This window comes from Rathayibacter sp. AY2B3 (genome assembly GCF_002931755.1).
Lineage (GTDB): Bacteria > Actinomycetota > Actinomycetes > Actinomycetales > Microbacteriaceae > Rathayibacter.
Genome location: NZ_PSUG01000065.1, coordinates 1 through 17,281, shown reverse-complemented (window position 1 = coordinate 17,281; position 17,281 = coordinate 1). Strand labels below are relative to the sequence as shown.

Here is a 17,281-nt window from a genome sequence, read left to right as displayed (position 1 = left end):
CAGCCGTCATTCATGTGGAGGAATGCCCGATCGCGCGCGGCTCTCCTGCAGACGGCACGCTGAGCGCCTGCAGATCGCACGCTCTCCTGCAGACGGCACGCTGAGCGCCTGCAGATCGCACGCTCTCCTGCAGACGGCACGCTGAGCGCCTGCAGATCGCACGCTCTCCTGCAGACGGCACGCTCAGCGCCTGCAGATCGCACAGCCGCCTGCAGATCGCACAGCCGCAGCGCTTCAAAGGAACCGTTCGCAGCGGAGGGGGAGCGCCGCGCAGGCCTAGAAGAACGAGATGCAGTACGGCGTCGCGATCGGTGCGAACAGCCGGTCCATCCGCCCCGCCTCGCCCGTGAGGCGCGCCAGCCCGGCCTTCGCCAGGATCGACGGCCGCACCGAGCCCAGCAGCAGCGAGCCCAGGTCGGCCACGTCGAGCGCGAGCTCGGCCTCGTCCTCGGTGCGCTCCACGGTGGCGGAGCCGCCCGCGGCGGTGAGGCGGTAGCGGCCGTCGGCGAGCCCGAGCCCGTCGGCCACCTCGACCACGACCGAGCCGTCCGCGGTCCACGGCCGGGCCGAGAACGCGGCGGCGACGTCGAGGATCCGCAGCCAGATCAGATCTCCCACGTGGCTCACCTGCACCACGCGCGCGTCGCGGAGCGCCCAGGTCAGCGGATCGTCCACCGGCGCCATGTCCCAGGTCACCGCGGAGGCGAGGTCGACCGCACCGAGGTAGCCCCAGAGTGCGAGGTAGGCGTCGGCGCCGGGGGCGACGAGGTCGACGATCTCGAGGGTCTTGTCGTCCTCGGGCCCGACCGCGCGGTAGGTCACGAAGCCGTCGAGCGTCCCCTCCTCGTCGAGGTGGACGGCCGAGCGGACGTCGAGGCCGGGCGTGGTCTCGCCGGACGCGGTGCCGACGGAGTTCGCCTCGTAGCGCGACTGCCGGGTCAGCGAGCCGGGGGTCGACGCCTGGAACGCGGCGAACACCGCGGGGATGCGCGGCTGCAGCCAGCTCGTCGCGACGACCTCGACGCGGCCGGCGGGCTCGGTCTGCAGGCCGAAGCGCGGCCCGGTGTCGACGCGGATCGAGCGGGTGAAGGCCGAGCGGCCGAAGCCGAACCGGCGGTAGATGGAGGCCTCGCTCGCCGTGAGCGCGGCGACCGGGGTGCCGGCCTCCTTCGCCAGGCGCAGGTCCTCGGTGATCATCGCGCGCAGGATGCCGCGGCGCCGGTGCGTGGGCCGCACGGTCACCTGCGACACCAGGTGCGCCGGCAGCTCGCGTCCGCCGCCCACCTGCAGGGCTCCGGGGAACGCCGCATAGGTGCCGACCGGCACGCCCGCGCCGTCGAGGCCCTCGGGGGCGGAGGAGTCGACGACCGCGGTGAGCACGCGCTGATCGGCGACCATGTGCTCGGCCCAGTCGCGCAGCTTCTCCGGCGTGAACTCCTTCTCGTGGAAGCCCGCGTTGATCGCGGTGGCCCACGCGGCGGTGGCGGCGTCGGGACCGCCCTCATCGTTCAGGGCGGCGGGGAAGCGGCGGAGGTCGAGACCGGTGAGAGGCATCCGTCCAGCCTATTCACCCGGGGTGCGCGGGGGCTGAACCGGTGCGCGAACGGTCACCGCCGCGGGTGCGCCGGGACCGCGGACCGGCGCATCCCGAGACAGGGTCGGCGTCAGAGCACGGTCCACCGCTTCTCGAGGGCCGCGTCCACCGCCTCCGCGAGCTCGTCCAGCCGCCGGGAGTCGAGGCGCCCCGGGTCCGCGGCCGCCCGGATCCGCCCGCTCATCGCCGCGATCGCCGCGCGCCGCCGCGGCAGCGTCGCGGTGAACGCGCAGTCGCGCAGCAGCACGAGGAGCTCGCCCGGCCCGCCCTGCGCCTCCGCGAGGACCTCGAGCCGACGCTCGAACGGCGACTCCGGGACCGTCACGCGCAGGAACCCGTCCGGATCCTGGAACGCCGCCGGCGGATCCGGGACCCGCGCGAGCAGCGCCAGCGCGGCTCCCAGCTCATCCAGGTCGCCCGCGCGCGCCAGCTCCTGCAGCCGCGAGTCCACGTCCTCGGCCGGTCCCGGACCGAGCTCCACCGTCCGCAGCACGAGCGCGTCGAGCCGGCGCTCCTCCTCCTCGCCCGGGACCGAGGGGGTCGCCGACCACCACGAGAGCACCGGGGTCGCGGCCACCGCGTGCTCGCCGATCCGCCGCTCCAGCGCGATCAGCAGGTCCTCCTCCGCGGCGAACGCGACCAGCGCGTCCACGTCGACGCGGAGCAGGGCGCCCGAGGCGGGCGGCGCCACCAGCCGGCGTCCGGACGGAGGGACGGCCTCCGCCCTCGTCCTCGCCCCGGGTCCGCGCTCGCTCGCCCGCACGATCTCCTCCTCGAGGGTCCGCCGGGGTCGTCGTCGTCCGCTTCCGCGCGCCATGCCGTCACGCTACCGTCGGCCGCATGACCCGGTTCCTCGCCCTCCTCCGCGGAGTGAACGTCAACGGCCGCACCGTCCGCAGCGCCGAGCTCGCCGAGACGGTCGCCGGGATCGGCGTGGACCGGGTGCGGACGGTCCTCGCGAGCGGCAACGCGGCCTTCGACTCCGACCGCCCGGCCGCCGAGCTGAAGCCCGCGCTCGAGGCGGCGCTCGCCGAGCGGTTCGGCTACGACGCCTGGATCGTGCTCGTGACGCAGGAGGCGCTCGCCGCGGTGCTCGCCGCCTACCCGTTCCCGCGGATCGACGAGGAGGCGCATCCGTACGTCGTCTTCGGCTCCGACGAGGAGGCGCTCGACGCCGCGCAGGCCGCGATCGGCGAGCCGGATCCGGCGGTCGAGCTCGTCGCCCGGGGCGCCGGCGTCCTCTACTGGCGCTGCCCGCGCGGCGCCTCGACGGACACTCCGGTCGCGAGGATCCTCGCCCGCTCCGCCTACCGCTCCACCACGACGACCCGGAACCTGCGCACCGTCGAGAAGCTCGCGAGGGCCTGATGTCTGCAACCGAGGTCGGAATGCGCCCGGTGCCCTCGAAGGGCCGTCCGGGGCGCTCCTGACCTCGGTTCGGGACAGCTCCCGACTGAGAGCACGCACATTCTTTGGTTAGGCTGTCCTTAGTGCCGGTCCGCTCGGACCCTGCGCCGCCTCCGCACAGCCTCTCGAAAGGGACCCATGCCCCGCGCCACCACGCCCCTCGCCCTGCTCGCCGCCGCCGCGCTGACGATCGGCCTCGCCGGCTGCAGCGGCTCCGCCACCGGAGACGACTCTGCCGCGGACAGCGCCTTCACGCCGATCACGATCGAGCACGCTCTCGGCACCACCACCATCGAGTCGGCGCCCGAGCGCGTGGCGACCGTCAACTGGGCCAACCACGAGGTCCCGCTCGCGCTGGGCGTCGTCCCCGTGGGCATGGCCGCCGCCAACTTCGGCGACGACGACGGCGACGGGCTCCTCCCCTGGGTGAGCGAGAAGCTCGCCGAGCTCGGCGCCGAGACCCCCGTCCTCTTCGACGAGACCGACGGCATCGACTTCGAGGCCGTCTCGGACACCGACCCCGACGTCATCCTCGCTGCCTACTCCGGCCTCACGCAGGAGGACTACGACACCCTGAGCGGGATCGCCCCCGTCGTCGCCTACCCCGAGACCGCCTGGGGCACCTCCTGGCGCGACATGATCACGCTGAACAGCGAGGCGATGGGCAGGGCCGACGAGGGCGCCGCCCTGATCACCGAGCTCGAGGGCGAGATCGAGGAGAAGGTCGCCGCGCACCCGCAGCTGGCCGGCACGTCGGCGATGTTCCTCACCCACGTCGACCCGACCGACCTCAGCCAGGTCAGCTTCTACACGTCGCACGACACCCGCCCCGCGTTCTTCGAGGACCTCGGCATGGCCACTCCCGGCAGCATCGCCACCGCCTCCGCCGCGACCGACACGTTCTCGCTCACGCAGAGCGCCGAGCAGGCCGACGCCTTCAGCGACGTCGACGTGATCGTCACCTACGGAGACGACGAGCTCGTGAGCACTCTCAAGGCCGACCCGCTGCTCTCGCAGATCCCCGCGGTCGCCTCCGACGCCATCGTGCGCCTGCCCTCCACCCCGCTGGGCACCGCCGCCAACCCGACGCCGCTCTCGATCTCATGGGTCCTCGACGACTACCTCGACCTGCTCGACGAGGCCGCCGGCAAGGCCGCGCAGAGCACTCCGGCCGCCTGAGCCGGAACGCGATCCGCGTGACCCTCGGCGCTCCTCCCGCCGCCTCGGGCGTCGCCGCCGTGCGCCGCCCGAGGCGGCTGCGCGCCCTCTGGCTGCTCGCGGCCGTGGCCGTGCTGCTCGCCGCCGCCGTGGTCTCGGTGCTGGTGGGGTCGCGGGAGGTGGCGTGGAGCGACGTGGTCGCCGCGTTCGGCGGGTCCACGGACGGATTCGCGCAGGCCGCGGTCGCCAAGCGCATTCCGCGCACCGTGCTCGCCGCGATCGCGGGTGCGGCCCTCGGCGTCGCCGGCGTGCTGATGCAGGGGGTGACCCGCAATCCGCTGGCCGACCCCGGCATCCTCGGGGTGAACACCGGGGCCTCGCTCGCGGTCGTGACGGGCATCGTCTTCTTCGGGCTGAGCAGCTCCGCCGCCTACGTCTGGGTCGCGATCGGCGGGGCCGCGGTCGCCGCGGTCTTCGTCTACACGGTCGGCTCGCTGGGGCGCGGCGGTGCGACTCCGCTCACGCTCGCCCTGGCCGGGGCCGCCACCTCGGCCGCGCTGGTCTCGGTGATCAGTGCGATCGTCCTGCCGCGCGCCGACATCGCGGGCGGCATCCGCTCCTGGCAGATCGGCGGAGTCGGCGGCGCGACGTCCGCGAGCATCGCGCAGGTGCTCCCCTTCCTCCTGGCCGGCCTCGTCCTCTGCGTGCTCTCGGCCAAGAGCCTCAACACGCTCGCGCTGGGCGACGAGCTCGCCGCGGGCCTGGGGGAGCGGGTCGCCCTCGCGCGCGGCGGTGCCGCACTGGGCGCGGTCGTGCTCTGCGGAGCGACGACCGCGGTCACGGGGCCCATCGGCTTCGTCGGCCTGGTCGTCCCGCACGCCTGCCGCCTCCTCGTCGGCGTGGACCACCGCTGGCTGCTGCCGTTCTCGGCGGTGACCGGCGCCGTGCTCCTGATCGCGGCGGACATCGTCGGCCGCGTCGTCGCGCGCCCGAGCGAGATCGACGTGGGCATCGTCACTGCGCTGGTCGGCGCCCCGGTGTTCATCGCGATCGTCCGCCGCCAGAAGGTGCGCGAGCTGTGACCGCGCTGCTCGAGGCGCCCTCCGCCACCGCCCGCGCCGTCGCGGCCGGCCGCCGCCGCCGCGGGGCCCGGCGCCGGATCGTCGTCGCCGTCCTCGCGGTCCTGATCGCGGCCGCCTTCGCCGTCTCCCTGCTGGTCGGCCAGACCGTCTACTCGCCCGACGAGGTGCTGCGCGTGATCCTCGGCGAGCAGGTGCCCGGCGCGGGCTTCACCGTCGGGCGCCTCCGCCTCCCTCGCGCCGTGCTCGCGCTGCTGGTGGGCCTGTGCTTCGGGCTCGGCGGAGTGAGCTTCCAGACCATGCTCCGCAATCCGCTCGCCAGCCCCGACATCATCGGGATCAGCGCCGGGGCGAGCGCTGCCGCGGCCTTCGCGATCGTGACGCTCTCGCTCGGAGCCGCGCAGGTCTCGGCCCTCGCGATCGTCGCGGGACTCGTGGTCGCGCTGCTCGTCTACGCCCTGTCCTACCGCAGCGGAGTGGCCGGCACGCGGCTGATCCTGATCGGCATCGGGGTCGCCGCGATGCTCGACTCCCTCACCGCCTACGTGCTCGCGCAGGCCGCCGCGTGGGACCTGCAGGAGGCGTCCCGCTGGCTCACCGGGAGCCTCAACGGCGCGAGCTGGAGCGAGGTCGTGCCGGTCCTCGCCGCGGTCGTCGTCCTCACTCCCGTCCTGCTCTCCCGCTCGCGCGACCTCTCCGCCACCCAGCTCGGCGACGACACCGCCTCCGCGCTCGGCATCCGCGTGAACGCCACCCGCCTGGTCGTGATCGTCGCGGCGGTCGGGCTGATCGCCTTCGCGACCGCCGCCGCCGGCCCGATCGCCTTCGTGGCCTTCCTCTCCGGGCCGATCGCCGCCCGCCTGATCGGGCCCGGCGCCTCGCTCCTCATCCCCTCGGCCCTCGTCGGCGCGCTCCTCGTGCTCGTCGCCGACTTCGTCGGGCAGTTCGGGCTGGGCCTGCGCTACCCGGTCGGAGTGGTCACCGGCGTGCTCGGGGCGCCGTGCCTCGTCTACCTCATCGTCCGCAGCAACCGAGCGGGAGGCTCACTGTGACCACCGCGCACACCCTGACGGCCGAGGGGGTCACCCTCGGCTACGGCGACCGGACAGTCGTCGACGGCCTCGACCTCGTCGTCCCGCCCGGCCGCATCACCGCGATCGTCGGAGCGAACGCCTGCGGCAAGTCGACGCTCCTGCGCTCGATGTCGCGCCTGCTCGCGCCCCGCTCCGGCGCCGTGCTGCTCGACGGGCGGGCCGTGCACCGGACGCCGGCGAAGCAGCTCGCCCGCACGCTCGGCCTCCTCCCGCAGTCGCCGATCGCCCCGGAGGGCATCACCGTCGCGGATCTCGTCGGCCGCGGCCGCCATCCGCATCAGGGGATGCTGAGCCGTTGGAGCGCGCACGACGACGAGGCCGTCGCGACCGCGCTCGACGCGACGGACACCGCCGCCCTGGCCGACCGCTCCGTCGACGAGCTCAGCGGCGGGCAGCGCCAGCGCGTCTGGATCGCGATGGCCCTCGCGCAGGAGACGGACGTGCTGCTGCTGGACGAGCCGACCACCTTCCTCGACGTCAGCCACCAGATCGAGGTTCTCGACCTGCTCGTCGACCTCAACCGCACCCGCGGGACGACGGTGGTGATGGTCCTGCACGACCTCAACCTGGCCGCCCGCTACGCCGACCACCTCGTGGCGATCGCGCACGGCGCGGTGCACGCCTCCGGCACCCCGGCCGCGGTGCTCACCGAGGAGACGGTGCTCGCCGTCTTCGGCCTCGACAGCCGCATCATCACCGACCCGACCTCGGGCACTCCGCTCATGCTCCCCCTCGGGCGGCACCGCCTCGCCCCCGAGCGGATCGACGCCCCCGGCGGCGCGCAGATGACGGACGTGTAAACGGTTCCACACGGCGGCCGGGGGGCGTATACGATACCTGCAGTCCGCGGCGGACGACCGTCATCGGCGGAACCGCCGAACGCCTGCCCCCGATCAGAGGTCCTCCCCGCCGTGACTGCATCCCCGACGCGCCTCGACGCCTCCGCCCTCCGCGGTGTCCGCGCGCTCCTGTTCGACCTCGACGGCGTGCTCACGCCGACCGCCGACGTCCACATGCAGGCCTGGTCGCGGCTGTTCACCGAGTACCTCTCCTCGCGCGGCGTCGCCGAGGGCTACACGGACGCCGACTACTTCCGCCACATCGACGGACGCCCGCGCTACGACGGCGTCCGGGCGCTCCTCGCCTCGCGCGGCATCACCCTCCCCGAGGGCACGCCGGAGGACGACCCGTCGCTCGAGACCGTCTGCGGGCTCGGCAACCGCAAGAACGACGCCTTCAACCGCACCCTCGCCGAGACGGGCGTCGCTCCCTACCCGGGCTCGCTCCGCTTCGTCGACGCCGCGATCGCCGCGGGCGTGCAGGTCGCCGTCGTCACCTCCTCCCGCAACGGCGTGCCGGTCCTCGAGGCGGCCGGCCTCCGCGACCGCTTCGAGGTCGTCGTGGACGGGCTCCTCGCCGCCGAGCGCTCGATCGCCGGCAAGCCCGCGCCCGACACCTACCTCTACGCGGCCGAGCTCCTCGGCCTCCCGGCCGCCGAGTGCGCCGTCCTCGAGGACGCGCACTCCGGAGTCGCGGCCGGCCGGGCGGGCGGCTTCGGCCTCGTCGTCGGGGTCGACCGCGGAGTCGGGGCCGACACCCTGCTCGAGCACGGCGCCGACCTGGTCGTGGACGACCTGGCCGAGCTGCTCCCCTTCCTCCCCACCGCTCCCGCCCCCGAGGACGCCGCATGAACCCCATCACCTCCGACCCGCTCGACCGGAACCGCTTCCCGATCGACGAGTGGGCCCTCGTCGAGACCGAGTTCGCCTCCGAGCTGCAGGGCCGCACCGAGACGCTCTTCGCCACCGGCAACGGCTACCTCGGCCTCCGCGGCAACGTGGAGGAGGGGCGCGACGGCTACGCCTACGGCACCTTCATCAACGGGTTCCACGAGACCTGGCCCATCCGTCATGCGGAGGAGGCGTTCGGCTTCGCCCGCGTCGGCCAGACCATCGTCAACGTGCCGGACGCCAAGATCATCCGCCTCTACGTCGACGACGAGCCCTTCGTGCTGAGCGAGGCGGACGTCCTCGCCTACTCGCGCCGCCTCGACTTCGCGAACGGCGTGCTCACCCGCGAGCTGGAGTGGCGCACCCCGTCGGGCAAGCGCGTCCTCATCCGCTCGCGCCGCCTGGTCTCGTTCACCGACCGGCACCTCGCGATCCTCGACTACGAGGTCGAGATGCTCGACCACGACGCGTCGGTGCTGATCTCGAGCCAGATCCTCAACCGCCAGGACGGCGTGGATGAGTACCACGCCCCCTCCGGCAGCGAGGGCGCGGGCTTCGACCCGCGCAAGGCGGAGTCGTTCGAGGACCGCGTCCTCCAGCCGCGCCTGAAGCGCGTCAGCGGCACCCGCTACCTCCTCGGCTACCGCACCACCAACTCGCAGATGACCGTCGCGTGCGGCGCCGAGCACCAGCTCGAGACCGAGAACGAGTGGGACCAGACCTCCCAGATCGACGACGACCTCGCCAAGCACGTCTACCGCGTGAAGGCCAAGGCCGGCCGGCCGGTCCGCCTGGTCAAGACGCTGACCTACCACACCTCCCGCGGCGTGCCCGTGCGCGAGCTCGCCGACCGCTGCGACCGCACGCTCGACCGCGCCCGCGAGACGCCGGTCGAGGAGCAGTTCGTCAAGCAGCGCGAGTGGCTCGACGACTTCTGGACCCGCTCCGATGTGCAGCTGGACGGCCAGCCCGCTATCCAGCAGGCGACCCGCTGGAACCTCTTCCAGCTCGCCCAGTCCACCGCCCGCACCGACGGCGGCGGAGTCGCGGCCAAGGGCGTCTCGGGCTCCGGCTACGGCGGCCACTACTTCTGGGACACCGAGGTCTACGTCCTCCCGTTCCTCAGCTACACCGCGCCCCTCGTCGCCCGGAACGCCTTGCGCTTCCGGCAGAACATGCTCGAGGCGGCCCGCGCGCGCGCCTCGGAGCTCAACCAGCGCGGCGCGCTGTTCCCCTGGCGCACCATCAACGGGCAGGAGTCGTCGGCCTACTACGCCGCCGGCACCGCGCAGTACCACATCGACGCCGACATCTCCTACGCGCTCATGCAGTACGTGGGAGCGACGGGCGACGACGACTTCCTCGCCCGCGGGGCGATCGACATCCTCGTCGAGACCGCTCGGATGTGGGCCGACCTGGGCTTCTGGCGCAGCAACGGCGACGACCACTTCCACATCCACGGAGTGACGGGGCCGGACGAGTACACGACGGTCGTCAACGACAACCTGTACACGAACGTCATGGCCCGGGCGAACCTCCGCTCCGCCGCCCGCGCCGTCGAGCTGCTGAAGGCCGTCGAGCCCGCCGCGTACGAGCGGATGGCCGACCGCCTCGCTCTCGACGAGGGCGAGGTGCTCGAGTGGGCGCGCGCCGCCGAGAAGATGCACATCCCCTTCGACGCTCGGGCGGGCATCCACCCGCAGGACGCGGCCTTCCTCGAGAAGGAGCTGTGGGACCTCGAGAACACCCCGGCGAGCAAGCGCCCGCTGCTGCTGCACTTCCACCCGCTGGTGATCTACCGCTTCCAGGTCCTCAAGCAGGCCGACGTCGTGCTCGCGCTGCTGCTGCAGGGCAACGAGTTCACCGCCGAGCAGAAGCGCGCCGACTTCGAGTACTACGACGCGCTGACCACGGGCGACTCGACCCTCTCGGCCGTCGTGCAGTCGATCATCGCCGCCGAGGTCGGCTACAGCGACCTGGCCCGCCACTACTTCCTGTCGGCGCTCTTCGTCGACCTGGCCGACCTGCACCGCAACACCGCCGACGGCATCCACGTCGCCTCGACCGGCGGCGTCTGGAGCGCCCTCGTCTACGGCTTCGGCGGGATGCGGGACCACGGCGGACGGATCACGCTCGACCCGCGCCTGCCCGACGACTGGGACCGCCTCGCCTTCCGCATCACCCTCCACGGCACGCGCGTGCGGGTCGAGGTGACGCAGACCGAGGTCCTGCTGACCGTCGAGACCGGCGACTCCGCGACGATCACCGTCCGCGACGAGCGGGTGCACGTCGCGGTGGGCAGCCCGGTGCGCGTGACGCTGACCCACCAGGGCCGCCGCCTGCACGGCGCGCCGACCACGTCCGACATCGAGGGCACCCGCCGCTCCGACGGAACCGTGATCACCGCCTCGATCCCCACCCTCTCGATGACCCCCGAGCCCGAGGTCCTCACCGGCCCCTGACGGCCGACCCGTCGGCCCGTCCGCCGAGACACCGCCCCGCCCGGCAGAAGCGTCGGCAAGGTTCCTCGCCGTCCCGTGCCGGTTTCTCCGTTCCCGGACTTCGCTGAGGGTGGGCACCGACGATGGAGGAGCGGCCCTCCCGGCGCGCACCTCACGACGAGAGAAGGGAACTCACCATGGCATCTCCCCTCAGCGGTCTCCTCGGAGACCACGCCGACCCGACCGAGGAGCTCGTCTCCCTCTTCGGAGACGGGGCATCGACCACCCCCGCGGCCGTCGCGTCAGCGGTCGACTGGGGTCGTGGCGTCCTCGCCGAGCGCGGGATCGAGCCCCGGAAGCAGGTGGCCGCCATCCATGCCTTCCGTCAGGCGGAGCCCCGCCTGTCCCTCAAGCCCGCGACCTACCTGGCGAAGCTCGTCGCGGCCTGAGCCGGGCGGCCGCGCAGGCCGCTCGAGACGAACGGGACCCCCGGCCGCTGGAGCCGGGGGTCCCGTTCGTCGTGCCCCGGGCGGACCCGGGCCGGATGTGTCAGGCGGAGGCGAGCAGCGAGCGCAGCGCGGAGGTGAAGAAGGTCAGCCCGTCGACTCCGGAGCGCATCGCGGCGGCCGTGTCGGGACCGAAGCCCTCCTCGACGGCGTGCTCCGGGTGCGGCATGAGGCCGACCACGTTGCCGCGGCGGTTGCTGATGCCGGCGATGTCGTTCATCGAGCCGTTCGGGTTGTGGCCGAGGTAGCGCACGACGACGCGTCCCTCCGCCTCGAGCTCCAGCAGCGTCTCGGCCGAGGCGATGTAGCCGCCCTCGCCGTTCTTCAGCGGGATCGTGATCTCCTGGCCGGGCTCGAAGCCGTTCGTCCAGGCGGTCTCGGTGCTCGCGACGAGCAGGCGCTGGTCGCGGCAGACGAAGGAGCCGATGTCGTTCGCGATCAGACCGCCGGGCAGCAGGTGCGCCTCCGTCAGCATCTGGAAGCCGTTGCAGATCCCGAGGACCGGGGTCCCCGCGTTCGCCGCGTCGACGACCTCGCGCATGATCGGCGAGTGCGAGGCGATGGCACCGCAGCGCAGGTAGTCGCCGTAGGAGAACCCGCCGGGCAGGACGATCGCGTCGACCCCGTCGAGGTCGTGGTCGCCGTGCCAGAGCGCGACCGGCTCGGCACCCGCGAACCGGACGGCGCGCTGGGCGTCGCGGTCGTCGAGCGAGCCGGGGAAGGTGATGACGCCGATCCTCATCGGGCGGCCTCCGCCGGGTAGTGGATCCCGACGACGTCCTCGATCACCGAGTTCGAGAGCATCTCGTCGGCGATGCGCTGCACCGAGGCGCGCACCTCGTCGGTCACCTCGTCGACGGTGATCTCGAAGCGCTTGCCCACCCGCACGCCGTGGAGGGCGGAGTGGCCCAGCCGCGCGAGCGCGCCGGCGACGGCCTTCCCCTGCGGGTCGAGCAGCTCGGCCTTGGGCATGACTTCAACGACGATCGTGGGCACCGTGTTCTCCGGAGTCTCGGGGGAGTGCGGTCTTCCGCGTCACTCATCGTACCCGCGGGGTCCCCCGCGGTCGGCGGCGGCTCAGGAGGTCGTGACGCGGATCGCGTTCGCCCACGGATCCTCGAAGGCGAGGGTGCGGCCGTCGTCGCGCGCGGCGACTCCGGAGCGGGCCAGCCGCTCGCCGAGCGCGCCGAGGTCGTCGGCGCCGGGCACCACGATCTCGACCTGTCCGAGGCCGAGGGCCTGCTGCCGGCGTCCGGCGCCCGCCGAGTTCCAGGTGTTCATCGCCATGTGGTGGTGGTAGCCGCCCGCCGAGACGAAGAGCGCCTGCCCGCCGTACGCGATCGTCGTCTCGAAGCCGAGCCGGTCGACATAGAACTCCTTCGCGGTGGCGACGTCGCCCACGCTCAGGTGCACGTGGCCGACGGAGGCGCCGCCGAGGCGCGGCTGGGCGATCGACTCCTCGGTGAGGTGCTCCTGCAGGAACGCGTTCGGGTCGAGGAAGAGCGTGCCCATCTCGATCCGCCCGTGCGTCCACGACCACTGGGTGCGGTCGCGGTCCCAGTAGAGCTCGACGCCGTTGTGCTCGGGGTCGTCGAAGTAGAAGGCCTTGCTGACGAGGTGGTCGGAGCTGCCGGTGAAGGAGCCGGGGTGCCGGGTCGCGACGCTGTACACGGCCGCGGCGAGCGCCGCCTCCGATTCGAAGAGGATCGCCGTGTGGAAGAGGCCGGCGCTGCGCGGCGAGGCGTGCACCAGCTCGGGCGCGTGCTGGAGGATCACGGCCGGCACTCCGCCGCGGCCGAGCACCGCGACCGGGCCGTCGTGCGAGAGCAGCTCGAGCGTCACGGCGTCGCGGTAGTAGGCGATCATCCCGTCGAGGTCGGCGACGCGGAGGGTCACCGCGCCCATCGCGGTGTCGGGAGCGAGCAGGTCGGGGGAGGAGGTGGTCACGGCGGAGACGCTACCCGCTTTTGGTTGACGCTACAACTATTAGGGAGGCGAGCGTTCATAGGAACCGCATAAGGCGCGTCCAGGCAGCGCGGGGAGGCCGGGCGTGGAATGGGAACCGGTCGCCGTCAGGGGCGGCCCCGGCACGAGGACGACACCATGAACGAGCGACACGAATCCGACGAGCGAGAGCTCACCGACCAGCCCGTCACCACGGAGGCGACGGGCGCCGACGAGGTGCGCGCGCTGCGCGCGGACGACCGGCGCCGTCGCCGTCGGGCGCTGATCGCCGGGGGCCTCGGCCTGGCCGTGCTGATCGGAGTGACGGCGGGCGGAGTCGCCACCGCCGGCCGCACCGAGGCGGCCTCCTCGGCCTCGGCCGGCGCCACCACGATCGTCTACCCCGGCGGCTCGCGGGGATCCTTCGGCGGCGGATACGTGATCGTCCCCTCCTGGGGTGGATCGACGCAGGGCGGATCGTCGCAGGGCGGCTCCTCCCCGTTCGGGTCGACGCAGGGCGGATCCTCCGCCTCCGAGCCCGCCACCGGCGCGACCGACGCCGTGGCCGCGAGCACCGCGCAGACCGCCGGCGTCGTCACGATCACCTCCGAGCTCACCTACCAGGGTGCCCGCTCGGCCGGTACCGGCATGATCCTCACCTCCGACGGCATGATCCTCACCAACAACCACGTCGTCGAGGGTGCCACCGCGATCTCGGTCACGGTGGAGTCCACCGGGCGCAGCTACACCGCCCGCGTCGTCGGCACCGACGCGACGAACGACGTCGCCGTCCTGCAGCTGGAGGACGCCTCCGGTCTCACTCCGGCCTCGCTCGACACCGACGGAGTCGCCGTGGGCGACACCGTGACGGCCGTCGGCAACGCGGGAGGAACGGGCGACCTGGTCGCCGCGTCCGGCTCGGTGACCGCTCTCGACCAGCAGATCACCACCCGCTCCGAGTCGGGGATCACCGCCGAGACGCTGACCGGCCTGATCCAGACGGACGCCGACATCGTCTCGGGCGACTCCGGCGGCCCGCTCGTCGACTCCGCCGGACGCGTCGTGGGGATGGACACCGCCGCCTCCAGCGGCACGACCGACATCACCGGCTTCGCGATCCCGATCTCGAAGGCCCTGGACATCGTCGCCACCATCGAGGCGGGCGCCGACACGGCGACCGTCGAGATCGGATACCCGGCCTTCCTCGGCGTCTCCCTCTCCTCCGGCACCGCGTCGGCGACCTCGCGCGCGCTCGCGACCACCGCGTCCGGTGCCGTGATCGGCGGAGTCGTCGAGGGCGGGCCGGCCGCGCAGGCGGGCCTCGAGGCGGGGGACGTCGTCACCGCTGTCGACGGCGTCGGCATCGCCTCGGCCGACCAGCTGTCCGCCTCGCTCGCGCAGCGCGAGCCCGGGGAGTCGGTGACGATCTCGTGGACCGACAACGCGGGTGCCGCCCGCTCCGCCCAGGTCGTGCTGGTCGAGGGCCCGGTCGCCTGATCGGAGCCTCCGGAGCGTTCCCGGCCGTTCACCGGGACGGGCGCGCCACGCCGCCCGTTGTTTTGATCCGCTCAAGACAACTCGGGTAGTGTCCTCGGCATGACGACAGTGGACGAGCGGCTCCGAGCCTCCGGGCTCAAGGTCACCGCCACCCGGCGCGCGGTGCTCCTCGCTCTCGAGGAGCACCCGCACTCCGGGGTCGACGCGGTCCTGGCCCGAGTGCGCGAGGGCCTCCCCGAGGCCTCGGCGCAGGCCGTCTACGGAGTGCTCTCGGCGTTCACCGACGCCGGGATCGTCCGCCGCATCGAGCCGGAGGGCCACCCCCGCCGGTTCGAGCTGCGGGTGGGCGACAACCACCACCACGTGGTGTGCCGGCGCTGCGGAGCCGTGGCCGACGTCGACTGCGTCGTCGGGGAGGCGCCGTGCCTGCAACCGCAGACCGCGAGCGGCTTCGCCGTGGACACCGCCGACGTCACGTTCTGGGGCACCTGCCCCGACTGCCTGGCGCCGGCCCACTGACCGACATCCGCTACACCGGAGCGGCGGGCCCCGTGCCCCTCGCCGACAGGAGGAACATGACCGAGGAACGATTCACCACCACGAACTCCGGAGCACCGGTCGCGAGCGACGACCACTCGCTGAGCGTCGGAGCCGACGGACCCCTCGCGCTCCACGACCACTACCTCGTCGAGAAGCTGGCCCAGTTCAACCGCGAGCGCATCCCGGAGCGGGTCGTCCACGCCAAGGGCGGCGGAGCCTTCGGACGCTTCACCACCACCGCCGACGTCAGCGCCTACACGCGTGCCGCGCTCTTCCAGCCCGGAGTCGAGACCGAGATGCTCGCGCGCTTCTCCACGGTCGCCGGCGAGCAGGGCTCGCCCGACACCTGGCGCGACCCCCGCGGCTTCGCGCTGAAGTTCTACACGAGCGAGGGCAACTACGACCTCGTCGGCAACAACACCCCCGTCTTCTTCATCCGGGACGGCATCAAGTTCCCCGACTTCATCCGCTCGCAGAAGCGCCTGCCGGGCAGCCACCTGCGCGACCACGACATGCAGTGGGACTTCTGGACCCTCTCGCCCGAGTCGGCCCACCAGGTCACCTGGCTCATGGGCGACCGGGGCCTGCCCTCCTCGTGGCGGCACATGGACGGCTTCGGCTCGCACACCTACCAGTGGATCAACGCGGCCGGCGAGCGATTCTGGGTCAAGTACCACTTCACGACCGACCAGGGCGTCGAGATCCTCAGCCAGGAGCAGGCCGACCAGATCGCCGGAGAGGACGCGGACTTCCACATCCGCGATCTGTCCTCCGCGATCGACCGCGGCGACTTCCCCTCCTGGACGCTGTCCGTGCAGGTCATGCCGTACGAGGACGCGAAGAGCTACCGGTTCAACCCGTTCGACCTCACCAAGGTCTGGCCCCACGCGGACTACCCGCTGATCGAGGTCGGCACCATGACGCTCGACCGGAACCCGGAGAACTACTTCGCGCAGATCGAGCAGGCGGCGTTCGCCCCCTCGAACTTCGTGCCCGGGATCGCGGCGAGCCCCGACAAGATGCTGCTCGCGCGCATCTTCAGCTACGCCGACGCGCACCGCTACCGCGTGGGGACCAACCACGCGCAGCTGCCGGTGAACGCGCCGAAGTCGCCGGTGCACTCGTACTCGAAGGACGGGCCCATGCGGTTCGACTTCCAGAAGTCCGAGGTGCCCGTCTACGCGCCGAACACGATGGGCGGCGCCCACGCCGATCCCGCCCGGGCGGCGGAGTCGGCCGGCTGGGAGACCGACGGCGAGCTGACCCGCGCCGCGGCGACCCTGCACCCGGAGGACGACGACTTCGGTCAGGCGGGGACGCTCTACCGCGAGGTCCTCGACGACGATGCGCGTGCCCGCCTGGTCGCGAACATCGCCGGCCACGTGTCGAAGGTCACCCGTCCGGAGCTGCGCCAGCGCGTGCTCCAGTACTGGGCGAACGTCGACTCGTCGCTCTCGCAGCGCGTCGCCGAGGCGCTCGCGCCGTCGGCTCCCGGTGCGGACGTCTCGCCCGAGGCGGTCGGCATCGGGGCGTAGTCCCGGCATCCCCCCGAGGAGCGCGCGGTACCGGAGCGATCCGGGTCGCGCGCTCCTCGTCGTCTCCGGGGGTGGTGGTCCCTCCCCGGGGCGGAGCGGGACACCGCCGGATGGGAGACCCCGCTGCCCTGCGGTGCAGCCGGGCCGGACCCCGGTTCCCTCCCGCCGAACGGGGCGCCGACGGGGAGGACCCTCGATGCCGACACGCCCGGGATGCGCGATTTCGGCCCCTCGTTTGACAGCACCGCGATCGCTGCGTAACTTATTCCGAGTCGCCACAAAGGCCGCAGGGAAACGGAAAGAGCAGCAGCTCCTACGTCCCGGCCTCAATCGGGACCATCCACTCGGCAAGACAGCTCTTCGGAGCAGGTCTGCCGCACGGATGTAAAGCCTTCGCAGGATCCCTCGGATCCAGCAACTTCGCCGCCCGGCGCAGGATTCAGGTCCTGAACCGAGCAACGTCGGAGCGCCTACGAGCGTGACGGCATAGCGAAGAAGCCGGATTTGACACGGCCTGCGGATGTGCTAAGTTATACAAGTTGCCACGGCGACAGGGAGAAAGAAACTTCTCCTAGTCTACCGAGAAGACGCGTATGACGCAAGCAACAACATCTTCGATCACTTTCGTTGTGAAGCACCGTTCTGGTGTGGAGGCGAGATGTGTCCGATTCTTGAGAACTCAACAGCGTGCACTATGTTCAATGCCAATTTTATACCCCGGCCTTGATCTTCGGATCGGGTTGGGATTCCTTTGGA

The 17,281-nt window shown here is 72.4% G+C and carries 16 protein-coding genes; 11 read left to right on the top strand and 5 right to left on the bottom strand.

The window, feature by feature from the left end; genetic code table 11:
- Positions 1 to 276: 276 nt before the first annotated feature.
- Both C5C24_RS16360 and C5C24_RS16355 read right to left on the bottom strand, forming a co-directional pair.
- Entirely contained in the window at positions 277 to 1,554 is a 1,278-nt protein-coding gene (locus C5C24_RS16360; protein ID WP_104305472.1) for a GNAT family N-acetyltransferase, read from the bottom strand.
- A gap of 110 nt (positions 1,555 to 1,664) precedes the next feature.
- Positions 1,665 to 2,411 carry a DUF2254 family protein gene (locus tag C5C24_RS16355; RefSeq protein WP_104277572.1) on the bottom strand — a complete coding sequence of 249 codons (747 nt, stop codon included), beginning with the start codon at positions 2,409 to 2,411 and terminating at the stop codon, positions 1,665 to 1,667.
- A 23-nt stretch (positions 2,412 to 2,434) separates the two neighbouring features.
- Between C5C24_RS16355 and C5C24_RS16350 the strand changes: the two genes are divergently transcribed.
- From C5C24_RS16350 to C5C24_RS16315, 8 genes are all read left to right on the top strand, one after another.
- Complete coding sequence (locus tag C5C24_RS16350) at positions 2,435 to 2,962, top strand: DUF1697 domain-containing protein (protein ID WP_104305471.1); 528 nt, start codon at positions 2,435 to 2,437, stop codon at positions 2,960 to 2,962.
- Positions 2,963 to 3,139: 177 nt separating this feature from the next.
- A complete protein-coding gene (locus C5C24_RS16345; RefSeq protein WP_104305470.1) occupies positions 3,140 to 4,180 on the top strand; it encodes an iron-siderophore ABC transporter substrate-binding protein in 1,041 nt (346 codons plus the stop codon).
- Positions 4,181 to 4,197: 17 nt separating this feature from the next.
- A complete protein-coding gene (locus C5C24_RS16340; protein ID WP_258065342.1) occupies positions 4,198 to 5,241 on the top strand; it encodes an iron ABC transporter permease in 1,044 nt (347 codons plus the stop codon).
- On the top strand, positions 5,238 to 6,290 hold the full coding sequence (locus C5C24_RS16335; protein WP_258065341.1) for an iron chelate uptake ABC transporter family permease subunit: 1,053 nt from the start codon (positions 5,238 to 5,240) through the stop codon (positions 6,288 to 6,290). The genes C5C24_RS16340 and C5C24_RS16335 overlap by 4 nt, the downstream gene beginning before the upstream one ends.
- Positions 6,287 to 7,132, top strand: a complete 846-nt coding sequence (locus tag C5C24_RS16330) for an ABC transporter ATP-binding protein (protein ID WP_104273138.1) — start codon at positions 6,287 to 6,289, stop codon at positions 7,130 to 7,132. The genes C5C24_RS16335 and C5C24_RS16330 overlap by 4 nt, the downstream gene beginning before the upstream one ends.
- Positions 7,133 to 7,243: 111 nt before the next feature.
- Entirely contained in the window at positions 7,244 to 8,023 is a 780-nt protein-coding gene (locus tag C5C24_RS16325; RefSeq protein ID WP_104281697.1) for an HAD family phosphatase, read from the top strand.
- Complete coding sequence (locus C5C24_RS16320) at positions 8,020 to 10,524, top strand: glycoside hydrolase family 65 protein (protein ID WP_104305468.1); 2,505 nt, start codon at positions 8,020 to 8,022, stop codon at positions 10,522 to 10,524. The genes C5C24_RS16325 and C5C24_RS16320 overlap by 4 nt, the downstream gene beginning before the upstream one ends.
- Before the next feature lie 176 nt (positions 10,525 to 10,700).
- Positions 10,701 to 10,952: a hypothetical protein gene (locus C5C24_RS16315; RefSeq protein ID WP_104282679.1), complete on the top strand. Its 252-nt coding sequence runs from the start codon at positions 10,701 to 10,703 to the stop codon at positions 10,950 to 10,952.
- Between the two features lie 100 nt (positions 10,953 to 11,052).
- Here the strand turns inward: C5C24_RS16315 and purQ are convergent, their stop codons facing one another.
- The 3 genes from purQ to C5C24_RS16300 all read right to left on the bottom strand — a co-directional run bounded on the left by purQ (position 11,053) and on the right by C5C24_RS16300 (position 12,914).
- Complete coding sequence (gene purQ / locus C5C24_RS16310) at positions 11,053 to 11,751, bottom strand: phosphoribosylformylglycinamidine synthase subunit PurQ (protein ID WP_104277579.1); 699 nt, start codon at positions 11,749 to 11,751, stop codon at positions 11,053 to 11,055.
- Positions 11,748 to 12,005: a phosphoribosylformylglycinamidine synthase subunit PurS gene (gene purS / locus C5C24_RS16305; protein ID WP_104222736.1), complete on the bottom strand. Its 258-nt coding sequence runs from the start codon at positions 12,003 to 12,005 to the stop codon at positions 11,748 to 11,750. Before purS ends, purQ begins: the two co-directional genes overlap by 4 nt.
- Positions 12,006 to 12,086: 81 nt before the next feature.
- Positions 12,087 to 12,914 (bottom strand): VOC family protein, encoded by an 828-nt coding sequence (locus C5C24_RS16300; protein ID WP_104281701.1) that lies wholly within the window; start codon positions 12,912 to 12,914, stop codon positions 12,087 to 12,089.
- 198 nt (positions 12,915 to 13,112) lie between these two features.
- Between C5C24_RS16300 and C5C24_RS16295 the strand changes: the two genes are divergently transcribed.
- The 3 genes from C5C24_RS16295 (at position 13,113) to C5C24_RS16285 (ending at position 16,525) form a co-directional block, all read left to right on the top strand.
- Entirely contained in the window at positions 13,113 to 14,450 is a 1,338-nt protein-coding gene (locus tag C5C24_RS16295; RefSeq protein ID WP_104305467.1) for a S1C family serine protease, read from the top strand.
- Between the two features lie 99 nt (positions 14,451 to 14,549).
- Positions 14,550 to 14,969 (top strand): Fur family transcriptional regulator, encoded by a 420-nt coding sequence (locus C5C24_RS16290; RefSeq protein ID WP_104305466.1) that lies wholly within the window; start codon positions 14,550 to 14,552, stop codon positions 14,967 to 14,969.
- A 56-nt stretch (positions 14,970 to 15,025) separates the two neighbouring features.
- Complete coding sequence (locus C5C24_RS16285; RefSeq protein WP_104277582.1) at positions 15,026 to 16,525, top strand: catalase; 1,500 nt, start codon at positions 15,026 to 15,028, stop codon at positions 16,523 to 16,525.
- Positions 16,526 to 17,281: the final 756 nt, after the last annotated feature.